This window comes from Streptomyces sp. NPDC004658, from assembly GCF_040609555.1.
Taxonomy (GTDB): domain Bacteria; phylum Actinomycetota; class Actinomycetes; order Streptomycetales; family Streptomycetaceae; genus Streptomyces.
In genome coordinates this window covers 1-19734 of record NZ_JBEXKG010000144.1, presented here as the reverse complement: position 1 = coordinate 19734, position 19734 = coordinate 1, and the positions used below count along the sequence as shown (strand labels likewise).

Annotated in this window: 18 protein-coding genes and 4 pseudogenes; 7 read left to right on the top strand and 15 right to left on the bottom strand. The window is 66.5% G+C overall.

What is annotated here, in order from left to right:
* Positions 1-115: 115 nt before the first annotated feature.
* Both ABZV94_RS32840 and ABZV94_RS32835 read left to right on the top strand, forming a co-directional pair.
* Positions 116-448: pseudogene (locus ABZV94_RS32840) on the top strand (transposase); the annotation flags it as partial.
* Positions 449-881: 433 nt separating this feature from the next.
* A pseudogene (locus ABZV94_RS32835) lies at positions 882-1145 on the top strand (transposase); the annotation flags it as partial.
* A 96-nt stretch (positions 1146-1241) separates the two neighbouring features.
* Here ABZV94_RS32835 and ABZV94_RS32830 read toward each other — a convergent pair.
* From ABZV94_RS32830 to ABZV94_RS32815, 4 genes and pseudogenes are all read right to left on the bottom strand, one after another.
* Positions 1242-1541 (bottom strand): annotated as a pseudogene (locus ABZV94_RS32830) (chorismate synthase); the annotation flags it as partial.
* Between the two features lie 180 nt (positions 1542-1721).
* The gene (locus ABZV94_RS32825) at positions 1722-2123 is read right to left on the bottom strand and encodes a tautomerase family protein (RefSeq protein ID WP_356346905.1); all 402 of its coding nucleotides are present in this window, start codon (positions 2121-2123) and stop codon (positions 1722-1724) included.
* Between the two features lie 138 nt (positions 2124-2261).
* The gene (locus ABZV94_RS32820; protein ID WP_356346902.1) at positions 2262-2960 is read right to left on the bottom strand and encodes a nuclear transport factor 2 family protein; all 699 of its coding nucleotides are present in this window, start codon (positions 2958-2960) and stop codon (positions 2262-2264) included.
* Between the two features lie 2 nt (positions 2961-2962).
* On the bottom strand, positions 2963-3685 hold the full coding sequence (locus ABZV94_RS32815) for a flavin reductase family protein (protein ID WP_356346900.1): 723 nt from the start codon (positions 3683-3685) through the stop codon (positions 2963-2965).
* A 401-nt stretch (positions 3686-4086) separates the two neighbouring features.
* On the opposite strand from ABZV94_RS32815, the gene ABZV94_RS32810 reads away from it, so the two are divergent.
* Entirely contained in the window at positions 4087-4695 is a 609-nt protein-coding gene (locus ABZV94_RS32810) for a CGNR zinc finger domain-containing protein (RefSeq protein ID WP_356346898.1), read from the top strand.
* A gap of 67 nt (positions 4696-4762) precedes the next feature.
* On the top strand, positions 4763-4966 hold the full coding sequence (locus ABZV94_RS32805; protein WP_356346896.1) for a hypothetical protein: 204 nt from the start codon (positions 4763-4765) through the stop codon (positions 4964-4966).
* Positions 4967-5336: 370 nt separating this feature from the next.
* Here the strand turns inward: ABZV94_RS32805 and ABZV94_RS32800 are convergent, their stop codons facing one another.
* Positions 5337-5894 carry an alpha/beta fold hydrolase gene (locus ABZV94_RS32800; protein WP_356346894.1) on the bottom strand — a complete coding sequence of 186 codons (558 nt, stop codon included), beginning with the start codon at positions 5892-5894 and terminating at the stop codon, positions 5337-5339.
* A gap of 63 nt (positions 5895-5957) precedes the next feature.
* Between ABZV94_RS32800 and ABZV94_RS32795 the strand changes: the two are divergent.
* Positions 5958-6387, top strand: a pseudogene (locus tag ABZV94_RS32795) (transposase family protein); the annotation flags it as partial.
* Positions 6388-6630: 243 nt separating this feature from the next.
* Here ABZV94_RS32795 and ABZV94_RS32790 read toward each other — a convergent pair.
* From ABZV94_RS32790 to ABZV94_RS32760, 7 genes are all read right to left on the bottom strand, one after another.
* Positions 6631-7401 carry an ABC transporter permease gene (locus tag ABZV94_RS32790; protein WP_356346911.1) on the bottom strand — a complete coding sequence of 257 codons (771 nt, stop codon included), beginning with the start codon at positions 7399-7401 and terminating at the stop codon, positions 6631-6633.
* Positions 7391-8314 (bottom strand): ABC transporter ATP-binding protein, encoded by a 924-nt coding sequence (locus ABZV94_RS32785; protein ID WP_356346892.1) that lies wholly within the window; start codon positions 8312-8314, stop codon positions 7391-7393. Before ABZV94_RS32785 ends, ABZV94_RS32790 begins: the two co-directional genes overlap by 11 nt.
* A 113-nt stretch (positions 8315-8427) precedes the next feature.
* The gene (locus ABZV94_RS32780) at positions 8428-9627 is read right to left on the bottom strand and encodes a cytochrome P450 (protein ID WP_356346890.1); all 1200 of its coding nucleotides are present in this window, start codon (positions 9625-9627) and stop codon (positions 8428-8430) included.
* Between the two features lie 16 nt (positions 9628-9643).
* Complete coding sequence (locus tag ABZV94_RS32775) at positions 9644-10597, bottom strand: DUF2332 domain-containing protein (RefSeq protein WP_356346888.1); 954 nt, start codon at positions 10595-10597, stop codon at positions 9644-9646.
* A gap of 4 nt (positions 10598-10601) precedes the next feature.
* Positions 10602-11570 carry a class 1 isoprenoid biosynthesis enzyme gene (locus tag ABZV94_RS32770; RefSeq protein ID WP_356346886.1) on the bottom strand — a complete coding sequence of 323 codons (969 nt, stop codon included), beginning with the start codon at positions 11568-11570 and terminating at the stop codon, positions 10602-10604.
* A gap of 17 nt (positions 11571-11587) precedes the next feature.
* Complete coding sequence (locus ABZV94_RS32765; protein WP_356346884.1) at positions 11588-11728, bottom strand: hypothetical protein; 141 nt, start codon at positions 11726-11728, stop codon at positions 11588-11590.
* Between the two features lie 1003 nt (positions 11729-12731).
* A complete protein-coding gene (locus ABZV94_RS32760; protein ID WP_356346881.1) occupies positions 12732-13226 on the bottom strand; it encodes a PaaI family thioesterase in 495 nt (164 codons plus the stop codon).
* A gap of 83 nt (positions 13227-13309) precedes the next feature.
* On the opposite strand from ABZV94_RS32760, the gene ABZV94_RS32755 reads away from it, so the two are divergent.
* The gene (locus ABZV94_RS32755) at positions 13310-13777 is read left to right on the top strand and encodes a helix-turn-helix domain-containing protein (RefSeq protein ID WP_356346879.1); all 468 of its coding nucleotides are present in this window, start codon (positions 13310-13312) and stop codon (positions 13775-13777) included.
* A gap of 163 nt (positions 13778-13940) precedes the next feature.
* Here the strand turns inward: ABZV94_RS32755 and ABZV94_RS32750 are convergent, their stop codons facing one another.
* The 3 genes from ABZV94_RS32750 to ABZV94_RS32740 all read right to left on the bottom strand — a co-directional run bounded on the left by ABZV94_RS32750 (position 13941) and on the right by ABZV94_RS32740 (position 18505).
* On the bottom strand, positions 13941-15446 hold the full coding sequence (locus tag ABZV94_RS32750; RefSeq protein WP_356346878.1) for a CoA transferase: 1506 nt from the start codon (positions 15444-15446) through the stop codon (positions 13941-13943).
* Between the two features lie 239 nt (positions 15447-15685).
* On the bottom strand, positions 15686-16960 hold the full coding sequence (fabF, locus tag ABZV94_RS32745; RefSeq protein ID WP_356346875.1) for a beta-ketoacyl-ACP synthase II: 1275 nt from the start codon (positions 16958-16960) through the stop codon (positions 15686-15688).
* Between the two features lie 87 nt (positions 16961-17047).
* The gene (locus ABZV94_RS32740) at positions 17048-18505 is read right to left on the bottom strand and encodes an MFS transporter (protein ID WP_356346908.1); all 1458 of its coding nucleotides are present in this window, start codon (positions 18503-18505) and stop codon (positions 17048-17050) included.
* Between the two features lie 306 nt (positions 18506-18811).
* Between ABZV94_RS32740 and ABZV94_RS32735 the strand changes: the two genes are divergently transcribed.
* Positions 18812-19417 carry a TetR/AcrR family transcriptional regulator gene (locus tag ABZV94_RS32735; protein ID WP_356346873.1) on the top strand — a complete coding sequence of 202 codons (606 nt, stop codon included), beginning with the start codon at positions 18812-18814 and terminating at the stop codon, positions 19415-19417.
* Positions 19418-19734: the final 317 nt, after the last annotated feature.

Below are 19734 nucleotides of genomic sequence, written 5' to 3'. Positions count from 1 at the left end.
CTGACGTCACGGCGTTCCTCGCGAACCGCAGCCCCACGGTGATCAAATCAGCATGTTGATTCTCTGCGAGCCCTAAGACCGTGTCCTATGTGGTGGGGCGGTCGTTGGTCAGTTCATGGGGCGGAGTACGTGGAGTCGGATAGTTCCGGACGGCCTGTGGGAGATCGCGAAGCCGCTGATCCCTCCGTCACGGGTGCGTCCGCAAGGCGGTGGAACGCAGGACACGCCTGATGAGACGCTGTTCGCGGCCATCATCTACGTCCTGGTCAGCGGCTGCACATGGCGGGCTCTGCCACCGTGCTTCGGCATCTCGAAGTCGACCGCCCACCGCCGGTTCCTCATCTGGTCCAGAGCTGGCCTCTGGGGTCGGCTTTACCAGGCCGTACTGCACCAACTGGACGACGCCGGCCTCATCGACGTCACCCGCGTCGTGCTCGACACCGCCCACTTCCCTGTCAAGTGTTTGTGTTCAAGTTGATTGCCTCGTTGCTGGCGACCGGCGGTTCAGCCCTTCGGGTCGCTTGGATAAGTGACGGCCTTGCTTTCCTAACGGCGGCTCCGCCGGGCCCAGGCCCGGGGCGTTTTTAAGTGTGGCTGGCATGCGCCGTTCCAGTCGTTCGAAGATCGTTCCCCGTACAGGGGGAAGAGCCGAAGAGCGGTCGGTACGGACTGGCCCTATGATCCATTACTCGCCGTGCTTACGGGCCTGAGATGATCGCCGGTAGGGTCACACCGGCCGATGTGTACGACATCTACCAGGTTTGGCGGAACGGCGGAGTTGCGTCCCATCGCGTCGACCGGTGTGGCGAGTGAGAGGAACTCCGGGGATGTCGGGCCTTGACCCCGAGTCCTGGACACGGGTTATGCGACTTGAGTTCACCCCGTTCCTGCGGTTCGACACCTAGATTCGCCGCATCGTCTGCACCACCAACGCGATCGAGTCGGTCAACGCACGGATCCGGCGAGCGGTCAAGGCCCGTGGACACTTCCCAAACGAACAGGCCGCCCTGAAGTGCGTCTACATGGCGATCATGTCGCTCGACCCCACCGGCAAGGGCCAGGCCCGCTGGACCATGCGCTGGAAGACTGCGCTGAACGCCTTCGACATCACCTTCGACGGCCGACTCTCAGCAGCCCGCCAGTAACCCAACCACCCTGGTTATACCGTTCGTTTGACAGACCTCGATGAGAGCTGCTGCGACGCCGACAAAGGTCAGGAAGTGCTCGCGCTTGCGCTCGTGCATGCCCGCCAGGTCGGCGTGGCCGGGGCGGTGGGTCAACGGGGCGTTTCGGGCCAGGCCCGCCAGCACCTCGGGGTCGACCGGGTCGGCCGCCATGACCTGCTCCCACTTCGGCCATTCGGTGTTGCCCACCATGATCGCCACCGGGGAGCCCAGGGTCAGTCCGTGCCCAACTCCGCCAAGGAACGTGACCTCGTCCCGCTCGGAATTCATCCGGGTACCGCGGCCATAGCCGAGCCGCCGCCGCGCGGTGCAGGCGCGGCATCGGCGTCGCCCTTTACGGCGTCGGCCACTGCCCAGCGGGTGTGGTAGACGGCTTCGTGCAGTTTTGGTCACGAAGTTCGTCGAGGTGGGGCATTGGCCAGGCCGTGGCTGGTCAGGGCGTCAGGGCGAAAGCAGCCTCCGCACGCTGCTCATCGGTGGTTGCCCCGTCCGTCACAGCCTGCCAGGCGGCGATCACTGGAAGACGGTTCCCGCCGTTCACCAGCGAGGGCCTCCTTCGGCGAGCTGGAGTTCGCCCCTGCCGAACGAGAAGTTCTCGTTCGGCACCGGGATCAACGCGATGAATACATCGTCGGGCGAGACGTCCAGCGCCTCGACCACGCGCTCGTTGATGGCCGCGGTCACTGCCCGCTTGTCTTCCAGGGGGCGATGAGCCCCGAAGAGAACGGTGATGATCATGGCGTCGCTGCTACGGCGCATACCCATGAAGGTCGGGTCCAGGAACAGTTCGTCCTCGCCGTGCTCGCTGATCATGATGAAGCGGTCACCCTCGGGGATTCCGAGCCCTTGTACGAGTGACTGGTTGAGCGCATCGGCCAGTGCGCGCTTCTGGTCCGGCGAGAAGCGGTTGGCGGGGATGTGGGCGTTGAAAACGGGCATGAGATCCTTCTTTCGCGGAGCGGTGTGGTACGGGGTGCGCCCCGGCCGGTGTCGTGGTCCCGAGCCTTGGTAAATCCGGAGGGGACCAGTCGGCGTCACCCACTGGCCGCCCTTCCTCGCTTGTCGTTGCTCGAGCGCTCAGGAGGCGGAAGCGGCCGAGGGGAAAACCTGCAGGCCCTCGATCACGTCGCGCCCTTTGGCGGTGTCCGCGTACAGCCGCGCTTCCGTGATCAGTCCGTCGGTCACGGTGAACAACAGGCAGTGCTCGTTCTCCATGGTGCGGCCGTTCTTCGCCTTCGCCCTGGCCCTGACGGGAACCACCACGTGCGAACCGGCATCAAGGACCGCGTGCGCGTCGTAATTGAAGTACTCGTAGTAATGGTCGAACAGGTCCTGGTAAAATGCGCGGAACCCTTCCCGGCCGTGGAATGTCCCTCCGTACGGCAGGGAGGTGGGGAAGTGGAAAACAACGTCAGGCGACATAAGCGCCACCAGGTCGGACGAATCGTTCTCCTCGAATCCGGTATAGGCTCGACGGCATGCATCGATAATCGCTTGGTTGCGCGACATATTTTCTCCTTGCTTGGGGATGAATGCGCTGGTCGGTCGGGACCCCGTTTCGGTCTGTACCAGGGGGCACATCTGGTTCCCGCGGGCCTTGCCGGGACTGTCGGCGTTGTGCGTGAGGCATTCGATGCCTGGCGTGGTCAGCCGCGATACCAGGCTGTCCCAGACGTACTGATCGTCGAGGAAGCCGTGGACGAACACCACGGCCAGGTCGCCGGCGCCGCTTCGCCGGTATCGGACATCGGTTTCCCTGACGCGTTCCGTGTTCATGCTCACGCTCCGGGTACGGACGTTGCCCCGGAGGGGGACCAGTCCCGGCTGTCGATCGGGGAGAAGTCGGCGGGCCGTGCGTCCAGGCGCTGCATCCGACGGCCGTCGCGTGCCGCAAGCAGTTCTTCGTCCAAGGGGGTGGTGAAGACGTTGTCGACCAGCGTGTACTCGGCGGCGAGCCGGCCGACGGCCGGCACGGCGGCGGTGTCGATGCGCCCCCGGTCCAGGTGCAGCTCGTCCGCGACGTGGAACCGTACAACCTCGCCCCACACGACGTGATCGCCCACCTCGTTGACCGGGATGATCCTGTCGACGACGCACTCGAAGGAGATCGGCGCTCCCTTGACTCGGGGTGCGCTCACCACCTCGGACGGCTCCTTCTCCAGCTGGAGCGCATGGAACTCATCCACAGCGGAGTCGAACTCGAATGCCGAGCTGTGCATGGCGTGTGCCAGCGGCAGCGTGGCCAGGTTGGTGACGAACTCCCCGGACTCGCGGATGTTGATCAGCGTGTCCTTCAGCGTGACCCCGTCGGAGCGCGGCTGCAGGGTGAGCGAGACAAGTGGGGGCTCGCGCCCGACCGCGGTGAAGAACGAGATAGGCGCGAGGTTGGCGACGCCATCGGACGAAACCGTACTCACCCACGCCACGGCGCGCCGAACGATGCTCCCAATCAGCAGTTTGTATGCCGCATTGGCATCGAGGTCGGCGGCGTCAACGATCACGGTGTTCCTCCATGTGTTCAGGCGCGGCATGCGGACGGCGCCGCACCGCACGATGCGGCCATCGCCGCCAAGGCGAGGGGTGCTGGGCCGTCACCACACGGGGGCACTCCGCAGCGGCACTTAGATGACAGAACCGTAGATCTATAGCCCATGTCGGTCAAGAGGTGTTCCCGAACGGCTCAGCGCCTGGCTGCCGACGAGCGCCCGTCTGTCTCGCCCGTGGACCGACGGCAGGCGCGCTCATCGCTGTCTCCGCCTGCGTTACCTGCCACCCGGCGCTGCCGACCCCGGCCCGGCAGGACGCCATCCCACGGAAAAGGCTTGTGGCCCCCGGCCTTGTTGTCAACGGCAAGGTAAGATGTGAAGAAGTAAGACGTATTTCGCACCCCGGGGAGGAGAAAGTGGGCTGGTCAGCCCTTGCCCGATACGACGCGGACCCGGCACCCGGAGGGCTCGCACTCGTGCAGGAGCTCATGAACACGATCGCGGCGGGCAAGCCGCGCCGTGAGGATCTCCTCGCCGACCTGTCCACCGCGCAGGAGTGGCTGGACGGTGCCCTTGCCGAGTGGGCGACGGCCACAGCGGTGGCGCCCTTCCGCGTCACCCTCGGACAGGACGACCTCGACGGACTGCGCGACTTCCGGGACGACCTGCGCCGCTCCGTCGCGGTTGCCGACGAGGGAGTGGAGTACCCGGCGGGTGCTGCTTCCAGGACGCTGCCCGCGGTTCCCGTGAGCATGCAGTGGGACGACTCCGGCCATGTCCGGCCTGTCCCCCGCGGTTCCGGTTGGAGGAAAGTGGCTTCCCTGGCAGCCATCGAGGTGTTCAAGGCCCAGCAGGACGGTTCGTGGAGCCGGATCAAGACCTGTCGGAACCCTCGTTGTGCGGTCGCCTTCTTCGACCGCTCCCGCAACAACAGCGGGGTGTGGCACAGCGTGAAGGTCTGTGGCAATGCCGCCAATCTGCGCGCCTATCGAGCGCGCCGGCGAGCCTCCAGCGCGACCATGTGACGCGGCGAACAGGCCTCCGCCATCGAGTGACAAGCTCACCCGACTCGTCGCCGCCCTGGATGAGCACTTGACCGCGGCACCCGACCTGGAGACCGCCGCCGACCAGGTCCTGTCGACGCTGCTGCCCGACGCGGACGGCCACGACGACGTCACGCTGCTGCTGACGCAGCTTCCGGCGGCTCCGCTGGCCACGGCTGCCACGGACCTGCCCGTCCAAGTCGGTGCCGGCCAGCTGCGGATGGGACCCCTGAGGGTTGCGTACGAGAGGTGACTGCCTGTCAGTGGGAGCGGGACAGGGCGGCGGCTCGATACGGGGCCAGGAGCGTGATGAGGGCCGTCAAGATCTCCTGGGGCGCTTCTTCGGCAACCCAGTGGCCGCTGCCTAAAATGACCAGGGTCTCCACGTTGTCCGCGGCAAGCCTCATCGTCGTGGCGACTCCCTGCCCGACACTTTCGGCTCCGCCGATCGCCAGGACCGGCATGACCAGGCGTCGCTTCACACGTTCTGCGTTCTGCGTGAAGGTGGTGTCGAGATGGCGGTACCAACCGAAGCTGCCGCGCAGTGCGTGCCGGTGTGCGGTGAGGGATTCGATGTAGTAGCGGGTGGCATAGTCAGGCAGCTTCCGCGCGGCCTTCGTCTCCTACTGCCAGCCGAAGTAGATGTTCTCCCGGCCCGCAACGAGTAGTTCGTTGACGTGCTCCAGCCGGTTGAAGGGGAAGTGCCAGAGCATGTTGTTGCTCTGGGAGGTACCGAGCAGGGGCGGTGACGGCGTCACCCCGGGGATCACGGCTTCCGCGACGGCGAGCCGGTCGACCCGGTGCGGGTGGTCGGCGGCGAGCGCGTAGCCGATCGGCATGCCGGTGTCATGGCCCACCACCGCGAAGCGGTCGTAGCCGAGGGTTTCCATCAGCGCTGTCAGGTCGCCGGCGAGGGTTCCGGTGTCGTACCCGTCGCTCGGCTTGTCGGTCAGTCCGGTGCCGCGCTGATCGACGGCGACCACGGTGTAGTACCGGGCCAGTTCGGGCATGATCAGGCGCCAGGCGTACCAGTTCTGCGGCCAGCCGTGCACCAGGAGCAACGGCGGTCCGTCGCCGCCGATCACCGCGTGCTGGCGTATTCCATCGGCCCGGATGAGCCGGCTGGTGAAGATGCGCTCGAATCCGGCGGGGAGTCCCGGAACGCTGGAGACCGGAGTCATGAGAGGTCCGGGCGGCAGCGGCGGCAGGCAGTGCGGAGGTGCCCACGAGCCCGACACCGGCGGCAACGGCAGCTCGTGGGCTTGGTCTGCCTTCGCCGCCACGACACGCTCGCGGAGATCGCCGCCGGTGTCGGCATGTCCGTCGGCACTGCCCACGCCTACGTCACCGCCGGCGTCGGCCATCTGTCCCGCCGGGCGCCCGGCCTACTGCGAATCCTGCGTAAAACGGATTCCGATCACGTCCTGCTCGACGGAACGCTCGCCGAGTGCGACCGGGCCGGTGACAGCCGGGCCGACTTCTCCCACGTAGCACCGCCGCCACGGCGTGAACGTGCAGGTCGTTGCCGACCCTGCGGACAAGCTGCTGCGCATCTCGCCCGCACCGCCGGGCGGCACCCACGACCTGACCGGGGCCCGCACCCACCGCATCATCCGGATCTGCGAACGCCAACACGTTCCCGTCCTCGCCGACCGCGCCTACATCAGCGCCGGCTCCTCAGCAACCACGCAGACTGAAGGCCTGGCGCGTCTTCCGTGGTCGTCGCGATCGGTCCAGGGGGCGACGCCGTCGTCCGGTATGTGCTGGTCGATGTCGGCCCACCCGACTCACCCAGCCCCACCGATCGGCCCTCTGCGGGCCCGGTGGCACGCAGGCATGACGGCTGACTCCCGTTGCTCACCTGGTTCGCGGTCTGCCGCGGCCGCTTCACCAGGGCCCCGTTCACCGGTCCCCCTGTTACTCGCAGCCCTGGGTCGAGAACACTCTCAGGGACCACGTCAGGGCGAGCGCGCACGTAGCCACGGCCCAGAGCACGCCAACGCCGACACCCGGGTTACCGAAGTCGCCGCGGAAGACGGCTCTGGTCGCGGTCATCACGTAGACGACGGGGTTGAGTTGGGAGAGGCGAAAGAGCCATTCCGGCGCGAGACCTGAGGTGATCGGCAGGAACGTTCCGGACAGCAGTAGGAGCGGCATCAGCAGGGCGTTCATCACCACCGGGACGGTTTCCTCGTTCTTGAGGCGCAGTGCAAGCGCGTACGAGGAGGCGGCGAGTGTCACGGCGAGGCAGGCCGTGAAGCCCAGCGCAGCGAGGACTCCCGGGAAGGTCGTGTTGAGGTGGAAGGAGAGGCGACAGAGCAAGAGGATGAGGGAGGACTGGATGAGCGTGTAGGTCGTCACGCACGCCACCTTCCCGAGCAGCAGGGCTGACTGGCGCAGCGGGGTGACCCGAAACCGTTCCAGGACACCGCTGCGGTGCTCCACCAGAAGGTTCAGTCCTACTGTCGACGTGCCGACGAGCACCATCTGCAGCATGAGGGACGGTGCGAAGATCTGCCAGGTGTCGCCGGGCGGGAATCCAGGTGTGTAAGCGACGAACTTCGTCAGCAGCGGGCCGAAGAAGTACATGAAGAGCAGCGGCTGCAGTAACCCGAACACCACCCAGGCGGGTTGCCGGACCCGGTGGCTGATCTCCCGGTTGAAAACGAGGATGACTTCACGCAGCATCGTCAACCCCGTCCTCCTGGTGTCCGGCGTCGCCGGTGAGTGTGCGTCCGGTGAGCTGGAGGAAGACCTCGTCCAGCGTGGGACGCTGGACGTGCAGCGACGTTGCGCTCACTCCCGCGGCCTCCAGCGCGCTGATGACCTCCGGCACCACGCCGCTGCTGGACACCTTGGCACGGACACAGTCCTCCGCCATGACGTCGACATCCGCGACACCGGTCGCGGAACGGATCGCGGTAGCTGCCTCGTCCAGAACGTGCGACGGGACGCGGAGGGTGAGGGTGTCCTCGCCCACATGGGACTTGAGAGCGTCGGGGGCCCCGTCGGCGACGATGCGTCCGCCGTCCATGATGAGCAGGCGGTCGGCCAGTGCGTCCGCCTCATCGAGGTAGTGGGTGGTGAGGAAGACGGTGACGCCCAGGTGGTGGTGCAGCCGGCGGATGTGCGCCCACAGGTTGGCACGGCTCTGCGGGTCGAGTCCGGTGGTCGGCTCGTCCAGGAAGAGGACGGAGGGGCCGTGCGCCAGGCTAAGGGCGATGTCCACTCGCCTGCGTTGCCCGCCGGACAGGGTTTTGGTCGTCCGTCGCATCAGGTCACCGAATTCCAGGATTTCGGCCAGTTCCTCCGCCGTCAGGCGCGCGGACTTCTTCGAGAAACCGTGCAACCGGCCTTGTATCACCAGTTCTTCGGCCACCGTGCTTTCCGGTGACAGACCGCTGTTCTGAGCCACGTATCCGATGTGCCGGCGTATTTGTCTCGGCTGTCTCAGTAGGTCGAACCCCGCCACTTTCGCCGTACCTGCGGAGGGTCTGAGGAGGGTGGTGAGCATGCGCATCACCGTGGTCTTTCCCGCTCCGTTCGGACCGAGGAAGCCGATGCACTCTCCCTCGGCGATCGTCAGGTCGAGTTCTGTCACGGCGGGCACGGTATGGCCTCTGGCACCGCGTCGCTGGTACACCTTCGACAAACCGTGTGCTGTAATCACACTCATGGTCAAGCCTATCCGTTCGGAATGTCGTTTCGGTGGCGTCACCAGGTGACGGGGAGGGCGTCCAGCCCATACACCGCCGCGTAGGGTCGCCAAGTGAGTTCGTCGTCCGGGACGGCGGGGGCGATGCCCGAAAGGCGCCGGAACAGCAGCGGAAGAGCTGTCAGCATCTCCGCACGTGCCAGGGGGGCGCCCACGCAGTAGTGGATGCCGTGGCCGAAGGCCAGATGGGGGTTCACTTCGCGATCCGGGCGGAAGGTGTCGGGGTCGGTGAAGCGTTCGTCCCTGTTGCCCGACGGAAGCAGACACGCCAGCCGCTCGCCGCGTCTGATGCGCACGCCCGCCAGTGTGCAGTCCTCCTGGGCCACGCGCGGCACCCCTGTCTGAACGACAGATGTATAGCGCAGCAGTTCCTCGATGATCTGTGGTGCCTGCCCGGGATCTTGGATCATCGCCGCGGCTTCCGGGTCGCGCATGAGCAGGAGACTGCCCAACGACAGCATGTGCGCGGTGGTCTCGAAGCCGCCTAGTAGCAACAAGTCCCCTAGACCGGCCAGTTCGGTGTCGTCAAGTTCCGACCCGTGACGGCGTATGAGAGAACCGATGAGTCCGTCGCCGGGGTCGGCACGGTTGGCCCTGACCAGTTGCCCCATGTACTCCAGTGATTGTTCGAGGGCTCTGCCGCGCGCCGCCCGACTGCGTCTGCCATCGAAGCGAATTTGGGCGCGCCGCTGGAACTGCGCCCGGTCCTCGTAGGGCACGCCGAGAAGCTCGCAGATGATCTGGCATGGGATCGGGAAGCAGAACGTCTCCACCAGGTCGGCTCCGGGTCCGGCCGCAATCAGGGCGTTCACCGCCTCGGTGGCCAGTGCTTCGACTTTTGGTAGGAGTCGTGCGACGCCGCTTCCGGAGAAAACGTGCGAGATCATCGATCGCAGCCTGCGGTGATCGGGCGGGTCGTAGTGCGTGAGGTGTCCGTGCCGCGTGGGCTCGTCGCCTGCGGCCTCGGTGTATGCCTGGTCGTTGTGCGGATCCGGGATGCCACGGCCGTCGGAGCGGAACCGCCGGTGATCGGCGAGCACTTGCCGTATGTCCTCGTACCGCGTGACGAGCCAGAGCGTGGAACCGCTCGGCACGGTCACTTTCACTAGCGGCTGCGCCGCCCGGATCTGGGCGAGTCGCGACGGCAGGGCTAATCCTTCGCGCCGCAGGGGCAGTGGTACATAAGAGGCGCTCGACATCGAAGTCCCCCTCCCTTCAGGAGTACTCGATCACTTGAAGGCGCGGTGGCATCATCCACTCGTACGGTTCCAGGGAGATGCGTACCAGGCGCATACGGATGGCTGCCTCACTCATGATCTGCTCGATCGCCTTCTGCTGCGGCAGTGGGAGATAGCCCCAGAAAAGGCTGTGCCACACGACAGTGCGGACGGTCCGCGGCACCGGGGCGGCGAGTTCCCGGGCCAGCCACTCGACGGCGTCCGCGCGATCGATCCTGGCCCGCTGATGCCTTGCCAGCGCGATGGCGTCGTCGAGTTCCATCTGTTCCACGTCGTCCTCGTGCGGGAGGAAGGAACGCAGGGTGAGGACGTCGTCGGGGTTGGTCGGATCGAGCGGTGCGAGGTCGCAGCCCGCTCGATCAATGACGCGCACGCGGCCCGGGTGCCTGCCCGATGTGGCCAGCCGTACGGGTGAACCCTCGTCACCCCACTCCCATCCGGGACCGAACCATCGGTATCTGTCGAAGAGGAGGGTGAGACCGGCGCAGGCTCCGAGTTCCAGAACGCGTACGTCACCGGCTCCCAGCATGCCCAGGCCGGACAGCAAAGCATGGGCGCGTCTGGGGTGATGCTGCTGTATGGGGCGGTCCAGAGCGTCCGCGATCTCCTGCGGGTGCTCGGTCAGGGCCGTGAGAAAGAGAGCCCAGGTCGGTTCAGCGTATTGGGGATCGTGATAATTGCCGCCCATCACGCGCAAGTGCTGGGCCAGGGCCGGGGCCTTCCCAGCGAGCACGAGCCGGCGCACACCGGCCAACGCCCGGAGGTAGAAAAGAGGCGATCCGGCCGCCGGATGCTCTGACAGCAATTCGGCGACAGGACCGCCTTCCTCGACTTCCGAGGCAAGGCGGTACAGTACGTCGCTCGACATGGGGGCGTAGGGAGCCATGCCAGCGGCGAATGTGCGCATTTCCGTGACGGTGTCGTCCGGCATCTTTCTACAGCATCGCTTTCTGGGCCGACATGATGATCAGCCGTTCGATGAGAGTTCTATGGTCCGAGGGGCTTGCCAGGCTCCGCAGCAGGTCCAGCATCCGCGCGCGCATGACGGCAAGACGCTGGTTGTAGCCGGTCGCCACGGGCCGTGCCCTCAGGCGGTGCCAGATCTCGGTCCGCGCCGCGGCATCAACACGAGACGATCGGTGCAGGTCCAGCAGTTCCACGGCGGCCGGCGTGGGCAGGGTCTCGACGGCGTGTGCCAGCACCAGGGTGGGGGTTCCGTTAGCGAGGTCCGCGTCCTCCGTCGCCGAGCCGTACGCCCGGTCGTTGGCCAGTTGCCGCAGGACTCCGAACAGGCTGCCGAAGACCCGCCAGGCCCGAATGCCATCCGCCGGGAGCCCAGCGACGTGGGCCACGAGCGCCGCGTCCCGGGCATAGGGCGCTCCGGTTTTGCCCGCATAGTTGCACATGACCTGTTTCCATGTGACGGGGCGCGCGGTGTCGATGTCGTCCAGTTGACCGGCAGCGCACTGCAACGATGTGCCCACCAGCTCCGACGTCATCGCCACCGCGAGCGGCGCGGGATACCCCTGCGTGCGGATGATCGCCTGTGGTAGGAGCGTTAGGCAGGCCGTCGCCGCCACCATGGCGGTGGAGTGCGACATCCCCGCTGCGGGCCCGTTGAAATGTCCGTCCATCAGGTCGTCCAGCGTCTCGGCACCCGCCCACCACACCCTGGACAGCGCGCACACCGGTAGCGCGTCCTCGGGCTCGCCGGACAGGCAACCGAGTGTGGGCTGTGCGATCAGCCTGAACGGGTTGGGCATTTCCGTGTCCGAGCGCACAAGTCCTCGCACCGCGTCGGCGAGTGCGGGAGTGCTCGAACATGTGTCCCGTAACGCTTCTTCGATGTGGTTCGTGATACGGACGTCGATGCCGGAATGGGCAGAGAACGCCTCCCTGCCCATTCCGTCGAGGGGACTATTCAGCACTTGGTCGTGTTGCTGCCGCCGCCGCTGCCCGTCTCGTTGCGGACCTCGAGCATGTCGTCCTCGAAGCTGTCGGCGGAACCGTCCCACTCACCTGCGAGCAGTTCCTCGACGGCGTCGACCACCATCGCGTCCATGCATAACTCCATTATTGTAGACAGTCACCATTGTGGCGCTGACAGGAAGGAGACTAGCACCGTGATGTAACTAGGCGACACCAAAATCCGTTAACAAGCGTCGCGTGTGCATCCAGGCATGGCGCATGCTAACTAATGGACATCCCAGGCGATTTCCGTATTTGCTAGGCGTAAAGTCACATGTCTCAGTAGTTGTGTGGTGTCTTGTTTCGGTGACAGAGATCCGGCGAAACGGCCGTTCCCGTGCAGGAAGACCGCGGCTCCGGCGCCGCGGGTCTCGGCTTCCGTGATCGTCTCTGTAAAGGCGGTTGAGCCGGGTCTGGACGCGTTGGACGAGCAGTTGATCGGGCAGCTGGTCGACCGAGCCCGCGTCAAGGGCATCCAGTTGACCGGCGACTGGACACACCCCATCGGGTGCGCTGGCGGATGGCCCCGGCAGCACCAGCCCGTGGAATGGCTTATGGCGCAGCTCAGGGCCGGTGGGCGGGCACGGAAGACGATCGCGTGGCCGGTCATGCAAGGCGACTGAAGGCCCAGCGCAGCAGGTCCCGGTCCGACCGGGGCCGGCCGGTGCGGGCCAGCGCGGTACGGGTAGTGAGCGGGACGGCCTGCCGGGCGCCTTCCATGCCGCGTACGCTGGTGCTGCGGCACCACCACGGCTTTGGAAACGGCCAAAACCCCGGTGCACCAGCTCCCGGTCCCCATGCCACGGCCCGGGTCGACCGGGTACGCAGGCCAGTTCCGGCCGGCGCCGCGGCCTGGTGTCGTACCTCCCCGGAGCCGTCGACGAGCCGCCGAACCCGCTGCCCAGCGGCCCCCCTCAAGCGGCCCGGAGGGACCGACCAAGCCACTGCGGGCCAGAACGCATGCCCGGTGGTGCCTGCACGCACTGCCCCCACCTGCGCGGTACGCGGGGGCGGGAATGTCCGGATGTGTCTCTGCTCGAAGGCGAGCCGCGGTGCCTACCCAACCGAGCCCAAGGCGCCCGGCCGCCCAGGGCGGCTCACTCGGCAGGCAGTGGGAACAGCAGACAGGTGCTGGTCGCGTGCGCGAGGAGTCGTTCTTCGGCGTCGACCATCCGTGCTTCCGCCAGCGCGGTACGGCGCCCCCCGTGCACCGTGGTACCGATGGCCCGCACCCGTCCGGTGCCAACCGTGATCGGGCGGAGGAATTTCACATGCAGGTCCAGCGAGGTATAGCCCATCCCGGCGGGCAGGGTGGTCTGGACGGCACACCCCAGCGCGGAATCCAGCAGGGTGGCGAAGAAACCGCCGTGCACGCTGCCGATCGGGTTGTAGTGTTCCTCGCCCGGCACGAACGAGAAGACAGCGCGGCCGTGCTCGACCTCGTCGAGGGTGAAGTCGAGGGTGGCGCTGAGCGGGGGACTGGGCAGGTCTCCCGACAGCAGGTCCCGCAGGAACTCGAGCCCCGTCCTCCGCCCCACGGCGGCAGCCGTGATGGCCGGGTCCTGCCACGCGTAGGTGCGTGAGCGACCCATGGCTCCTGAACCGATCATGTCGGCCGACGCTATCCGCGTCCCGAGCTGACTGTCAATGTCATAGTCAGGGGTATGTTTGCCGCATGAAGTGGGTCGAGATGAGCACACACAACTGTCCGGTCCAGCGCGCTCTGGCCGTCGTGGGAGAGAAGTGGTCGCTTCTCGTCCTGCGCGACGCCGCCTTCGGGGTCACGCGGTTCGATGACTTCCGCCGGCATGTCGGCCTGTCCGAAGCGGTGCTCACCGACCGGCTGCGCAAGCTGGTCGCGGCGGGGGTCCTCGAGCAAGTCCCGTACCAGGAACCAGGAAGCCGCACCCGTCACGAGTACCGTCTGACTCGTAAGGGCTGGGATCTGTGGCCCGTCCTGATGGCGCTTCGTCAATGGGGCGAGAGGTACGAGGGCGAGCCCGAGGGTCCGGTCGTGCACCTCACCCACAGGACATGCGGCGCTGCGGTGAGGGTCGTCGTCGAGTGCCCGGAAGAAGACCTGGCGCTCGCACCTTCCGACATCTCGGCCAGCCCCGGACCGGCGAGCCAACGGTCTGCGTGAGCGCATCTCCGTTCGCGTCGGCGTCCGGCAAGCCGCCGTACGGGATGTCCGAGCCTTGGGTTCGGACACTCGCGCCTGAGTTGCCTGACGCGCGCGGATGTGGGCGTGCTCCGTACGGACCGTGGGATGGGCATGGGTACGCCTTGTGAGTGGGGCAGCTACCTCATTCCCGCGGCAGCCATGCGGGGTGGCCGGAGCCTCTGGGGACGAGAATGGTGTCGGGCCGGAAGGCTCCCGGAGTCTCGGACATGGTGACCTGATCGGTCACACCCTGGTAAAAGCCGAGCGGGGTCTGCGCCGTGAAAGTCTCGGGATCGAGGTATGCGTGCTCCTCGTCCCTGCCCGCGGTCTGCCGCGCGTAGGTCTTGTCGAAAATACCCAGGCTCAGCATCCACAGGGCGACACGGGTCAGGGAGACGTGGACGCGGTAGCTGCCGCCTTCCTCGGCACGCCGGATCAGTGCCTGTACGATGCCGGTCGCCGCAAGGAGCGGCACCAGGTGGTCGTTGACCACCCAGATGGGCGGCAGCTGCGGGGCGTCAGGGCTGCCTTCCAGGTACATGATCCCAGTCACGCTGCCGGCCGTGTGGTCGAAGCCGACCCGGTTGCTCCAGGGGCCGGTTTCTCCGTGCAGGGTGACGCTGGTGTGGATGATCCCCGGGCGGATCTCCGCAGCCGCGTGCGGGGACAGTCCCAGGTCCGTGAGGAAGCCGGGCCTGCGGTTGGCGTAGAAAACATCCGCCTCTCGCAGCAGGTCGCGAAGGGCGGACAGCGCCTGCGGGTCGCGGGTGTAGTCGAGGGTGGCGGAACGGACGCCGACATTGGCGGTCGCGTAGAACACGTCGTGTTCGAACTCCGTGGGCCGCCAGATGTTCAGCGCGTCGGCACCGTGCTGCGCCAGGACCCTGCCGATCCCCGCGCCGGCGATGATGTGGCCGAGTCCGAGGGCACGGATGCCGTCCAGAGGCTGGAGGGCGCCGCCTGGCAGGGGAATCGGATCGCTCTCGCCCGTCTTCTCGACTTCCACGAGCGGCATGCCGGCCAGCACGTCCATGTACTGGCGGGTACTCAGGAATTCCCGGGTGGTGCGCAGCACCGGCATCACGACGCCCGCCTCGGCGCCGGCGGCTTCGAGGTCGGCGGCGTTCCACTGGGAGATGGCCTCGGCGACGGCACCGGCGTCGTCGTAGGTGCGCAGCAGCTTCAGGGTGCGCGCCTTGATGACCGGATAGACGTTAAGGGGCATGACCCAGCGGTTGTCACGCGTGCGATAGAACCCCGGAGGCCTGAAGGGAGTGATGGGATCGCCTGGGGTCCCCGGGGAGATCCCGTTGATCTTCTCCCATTTGCCGTCATAGAAGGGAGACAGCCGGTGTGGGGCCTTGCGCAGGTCCACGCCGATGTCCTGGCCCTTACCGCCCCGGAGCCGCCATAGTTTCGCCAGAGCGACGGACTTGGCCGCCAAGCCGATGCCCGCGGCGGAGGCGAAGCGCAGGGTGGACGGAACGACGGGATCGGCGCCCGTGAACGTGACCGCGCCCCCCGCGTCCCTCTCGGTGAGTCCGACTTCGGAGAGGACCTCGCTGAGTGCGGCGTGGATGTCGAAGTGGTCGTCCGCGTCGTGCCCGATCGGGTGTTCAAGTGCGTGGATGATCTTCTGCGTGAGCATGAGAGCCTTACCTGTTGTGCGTTTCGGCGCCTGGCCGGTGTGCTCGGGCGCGATGCCGCTCGGTGATGCGCTGGTTGCGGGTACAGGAGTCACGAGCAAATTCGGTGGCCCTCGGTGTGAGCGGCCGGTCGCTGCGTCGGTGCCCGGTGCAGCCCAGGTGTGCGGTGGAACGATCGTGCACGCACGTCATGCATCCCCACCCGTGCGGTTCCGCCCCTCGAACCACGAGCCCCAGTGTTTCAAGGGCGGGATGTCACACTACGTACGGCCAGGACAACGTTGTGGCCGCCGAAACCGAAGGAGTTGTTGAGCGCCACGATCGGACCACTTCGCAGCGTCCGGGCCTCGGTTGAAAGGAGGCTGCTGTCGACCTCGTCGTCAGGGTCGATGAGATTGACGGTCGGCGGCGCGATCCGGTGGAAAAGAGCCTGGACGGTGGCCACTGTCTCGATACCACCGGCGCCGCCCAGCAGGTGGCCTGTCATCGACTTGGTGGCCGAGATCGCTACATGGTCGAGGTGGGCCCCCAGCACCTTGCGCAGTGCTTTCAACTCGGCGATGTCGCCCTGGGGGGTAGAGGTCGCGTGAGCGTTGAGGTGGACGATCTCCGCGGGATCCACCTGAGTAGTGGACAGCAGGTGTTCCAGCGCCGCAGCGATGCCACGACCGGTCGGCTCGGGCTGGACGATGTGGTGGGCGTCGGAGGAAATCCCTTGTCCAAGGATTTCCGCGTACGCGCGCGCTCCACGTTTCGTGGCGTGCTCGGCCGACTCCAGCACCAGGACGCCTGCGCCCTCGCCGAGGACGAAGCCGTCCCGTCGCCTGTCGAACGGGCGCGAGGCAGCCTGGGGCTCGTCGTTGTTCTTGGACATCGCCATCATGTTGGCGAACGCGGCTATGGGCAGCGGGTGGATGGCGGCCTCGGTGCCACCGGCCACGACCACGTCCGCACGCCCGGTGCGGATCATCTCGCAGGCGTAGCCGATGGCCTCCCCACCCGAGGCGCAGGCCGAGACCGGGGTGTGCACACCGGCGCGGGCACCCAGCTCGATCCCGACGTTGGCCGCCGGGGAGTTGGGCATCAGCATCGGCACGGTGTGCGGGGAGACGCGGCGTACGCCTTTCTCCTTGAGAACGTCGTACTGGTCCAGCAGGGTCGTCACGCCGCCGATGCCGGAGGCGATGACCGCGCCGAGACGGTCGGGGTTGACGGACGAGTCCTCACCGGCCCTGGCGGTGAAGCCGGCGTCCTTCCAGGCCTCCTGAGCGGCGATCAGCGCGAACTGCGCGGACCGGTCCAGCTTGCGGGCCTGTGGACGAGGCAGGACCGTCAGCGGGTCCACCGCGCTCTGCGCGGCGATCCGGACCGGAAGTGCTTCTGCCCACTCCTGGGTCAGCGCGGTGACTCCGGATCGGCCCGAGATCATCGCCTGCCAGGTCGATGTGCTGTCCCCACCGAGTGGGGTGACGGCGCCGATGCCGGTGACGACCACGGCGGGTCGGTTCGATCTCACAGGATGCAGTCTCCGGATAGAGAAGAGGGAACGAACTGCTGTCAGGGTCCGGTTAACGGATACTCATGGACCAGGTACGACGTACCGCTAGGACTGTTGACTGGGCCTTCTGCCGGCGATGAACAGCGCGGCCGGAATCGCCACTATGAGCAGTACGACGGCTGTCACGATCAGCCCCTTGTGGACGGAATCGGTGAACGCCCTGGCAACCGCGTGTTGGATGGCGATTCCTTCCGGGCCCTTGGGCGCAGGGGCGGTGCCACCGTGACCGGCAGCCGCCGCCACCCGGTCGGCCACGGGTGCCGAGACTCCCGCCGATATCAGGCGCTGCGGCAGGATGTGCGCGAAGTTGCTGGTCAACAGGGATCCGATGATGCTGGTGCCGAGCACGTTACCCAGCTGACGGAACATGTTGACGGCGGCACTGGCCATGCCGGCCCGCTCGTGCGCGACACTGGTGACCGCAGCGGCCGTGGTGGGGGCCAGCACGAGTCCCTCGCCGAGTCCGAAGATGACCATGCCGGGCCAGACCGCTCCATACGAGGCGCCTGCCGGGGTCGCCAGCAGGCAGACCGCGCCGATAGCGGTGACGACCAGGCCCGCCGAGAGCATCACCTTGAAGCCGACCCGGGCCACCAGACGCGCGGCGACGACACTGACCAGCACGTAGACGGCCAATGTGGGCAGAAGGCGCCAGCCCGTGTTCAGTGCCGAGGCGCCCTGAACGCGTTCGAAATACAGAACCATGATGAGCGGTACGCCACCGAACCCGAACATCGCGGCCAGACCGACTGCCATGGTCGTCGAGAAGGACGCGGACCGGAAGAGGTGGACGTCGAGCATCGGGTCGCCGGAGCGCCGCTCGACCACGACGAACGCACCGAGGCCGGCAAGGAAGATCCCCCATGCCACGATGATCCGTCCGTCTGTGTAACCGACGTGACTGCCCTGGATCACCCCGTAGGTGAGCGCGACCACGGAAACGGTGGCCAGGAGCACACCCGGAATGTCGATCCGTCGGCCCAGGTGCCGGCTGTTGACGACGAAGAAGGGGGTGACAATGAGCACCAGAGCCGAGATGGCCGCGTTGACCAGGAAGACACTGTGCCAGGAGAAGTGAGCGAGGAGAACCCCGGCGATCAGCGGACCCGCGGCCAGCCCGACACCCGAGAAGCCCACCCAAATGCTGATGGCCTCCGTGCGCCGGTGGGGATCGGCGAAGCTGGCGCTCACCACCGTGAGGCTGTTGGGCAGAACGAAGGCACCGCCGACACCCATGACGGCCTCGCCCACGATGACACCAGTGGCGTCTCCCGCGAAAAAGCAGATGAGGCTGCCGGCGCCGAGCACCGCCGTCCCGATGAGAAAGACTGTCCGTCGGCCGATCAGATCTCCGACGGTACCCGCGCACAGCGTCAGACCGGCCACGGCCAGTGCGTAGGCGCTTGTCACCCATACCAGGGTCGTGGTCGACGTGTGGAGGTCGGTCTGAATCGAGGCCAGTGAACTGACCGTCGCGGTGATGTTGACGAACGTCATCGACATCCCGAGACATACCGAGATCAACGACAGCCAAGGATGCGCGGGCAGACTTGCCCCCGTCCGTTCAGGTGCGGAACGGTCACCGTTCACTTGGAAAGAGGCTGTCGGCGGCACCGAAGTCTTTCGGGGGGCCGTGCTCATGAGGCCATGTCCTTGCTGGTCAGGGGTGCAAGCGATCAGCTGAGGAACTCTTTCGAACATGCGTCTCGAACGTCTCAACCATGATGCGCTGCAAGTAAAGTAGTCACTGTACTGACTCAACCGTAGCCGGGGATGCGTCGAAAGTAAAGCGAGTGCTATACTTGCAGAGTGAGTACCAAAGCAGCTGCTGCACCTGCCATCCGCGCAGGCCGCGGGGCCAGGGAGCGCATCCTGCAGGCGGCCGGGCCACTCTTCTACAAAGAGGGCATCCAAGCCACGGGCATAGCCCGCCTGGTGGAGGCGGCACACGTGTCCACCCGCACCTTCTATCAGCACTTTCCCAGCAAAAACGCGCTGGTCGAGGCCTACCTGGAACGCATCGACAAAGAGGAACCACACGATCCCGAGCGCCAGTTGCTCCGGGAGGATCTCGGAGCACGCGAGCGCCTCCTAGCCCTCTTCGAGCCCATGGAAGCGAGCACCAGTCCAACCTTCCGGGGTTGCCCTTTCCACAATGCCGCCGTCGAGGCTGCGGGCACGGTCCCCGAGGTGGCGGAGCTGGTTCGCCGGCACAAGATGCGTTTCCGGCACCAGCTGATCGACGCCGCGAAGGAAGCGGGTGCGGCCGACCCGCAGACACTCGGCATCCAGCTGTCAGTGATCTTCGAAGGGGCCGCGGCGCTCGCGACCTCCTGTAACGACACCAGTGTTGCGACCCATGCACGTGCGCTTGCAGCCCAGCTGATCGACATGGCTCTTGCCGACGTGAAGTGACCAGTGGCGGCGGCTTCGGCGTCTCGTCGGGCGTCGGCACGGCTGGCCGGCGTGCCGTGCAGACAGCGATGCGGTCGGGCAGCAGCGACTTCGGCCTGCTCAGGCCAGACATGGGCAACGGTGAGGACCGCGCCACCAGCCCTCGACATGACCAAAACAGCGGTCGGTGACAGCTGCCCACCAACGAGCCCAGGCCATGCGCAGGCTGCAGAGCCGACCGGCTAAGGGCTCGCAGAGAATCAAGGTGTTGCTTCGCGTGATGCGGCTCGTTGTTGTGATATGAGCGTCTCCGATGAGATCCGTGGTCAACTCGCCGT

What these genes read in the sequence shown, in the direction of transcription:
- ABZV94_RS32755 (WP_356346879.1), top strand. Translation starts at nt 13,310, where the DNA reads ATGAAGTGGGTCGAGATGAGCACACACAACTGTCCGGTCCAGCGCGCT.
- ABZV94_RS32775 (WP_356346888.1), bottom strand. Translation starts at nt 10,597, where the DNA reads ATGCCGGACGACACCGTCACGGAAATGCGCACATTCGCCGCTGGCATG.
- ABZV94_RS32750 (WP_356346878.1), bottom strand. Translation starts at nt 15,446, where the DNA reads ATGCTCACGCAGAAGATCATCCACGCACTTGAACACCCGATCGGGCAC.
- ABZV94_RS32820 (WP_356346902.1), bottom strand. Translation starts at nt 2,960, where the DNA reads ATGAACACGGAACGCGTCAGGGAAACCGATGTCCGATACCGGCGAAGC.
- ABZV94_RS32800 (WP_356346894.1), bottom strand. Translation starts at nt 5,894, where the DNA reads ATGACTCCGGTCTCCAGCGTTCCGGGACTCCCCGCCGGATTCGAGCGC.
- ABZV94_RS32790 (WP_356346911.1), bottom strand. Translation starts at nt 7,401, where the DNA reads ATGCTGCGTGAAGTCATCCTCGTTTTCAACCGGGAGATCAGCCACCGG.
- ABZV94_RS32765 (WP_356346884.1), bottom strand. Translation starts at nt 11,728, where the DNA reads ATGGACGCGATGGTGGTCGACGCCGTCGAGGAACTGCTCGCAGGTGAG.
- ABZV94_RS32825 (WP_356346905.1), bottom strand. Translation starts at nt 2,123, where the DNA reads ATGCCCGTTTTCAACGCCCACATCCCCGCCAACCGCTTCTCGCCGGAC.
- ABZV94_RS32770 (WP_356346886.1), bottom strand. Translation starts at nt 11,570, where the DNA reads ATGGGCAGGGAGGCGTTCTCTGCCCATTCCGGCATCGACGTCCGTATC.
- ABZV94_RS32740 (WP_356346908.1), bottom strand. Translation starts at nt 18,505, where the DNA reads ATGTCGATGACGTTCGTCAACATCACCGCGACGGTCAGTTCACTGGCC.
- ABZV94_RS32760 (WP_356346881.1), bottom strand. Translation starts at nt 13,226, where the DNA reads ATGGGTCGCTCACGCACCTACGCGTGGCAGGACCCGGCCATCACGGCT.
- ABZV94_RS32780 (WP_356346890.1), bottom strand. Translation starts at nt 9,627, where the DNA reads ATGTCGAGCGCCTCTTATGTACCACTGCCCCTGCGGCGCGAAGGATTA.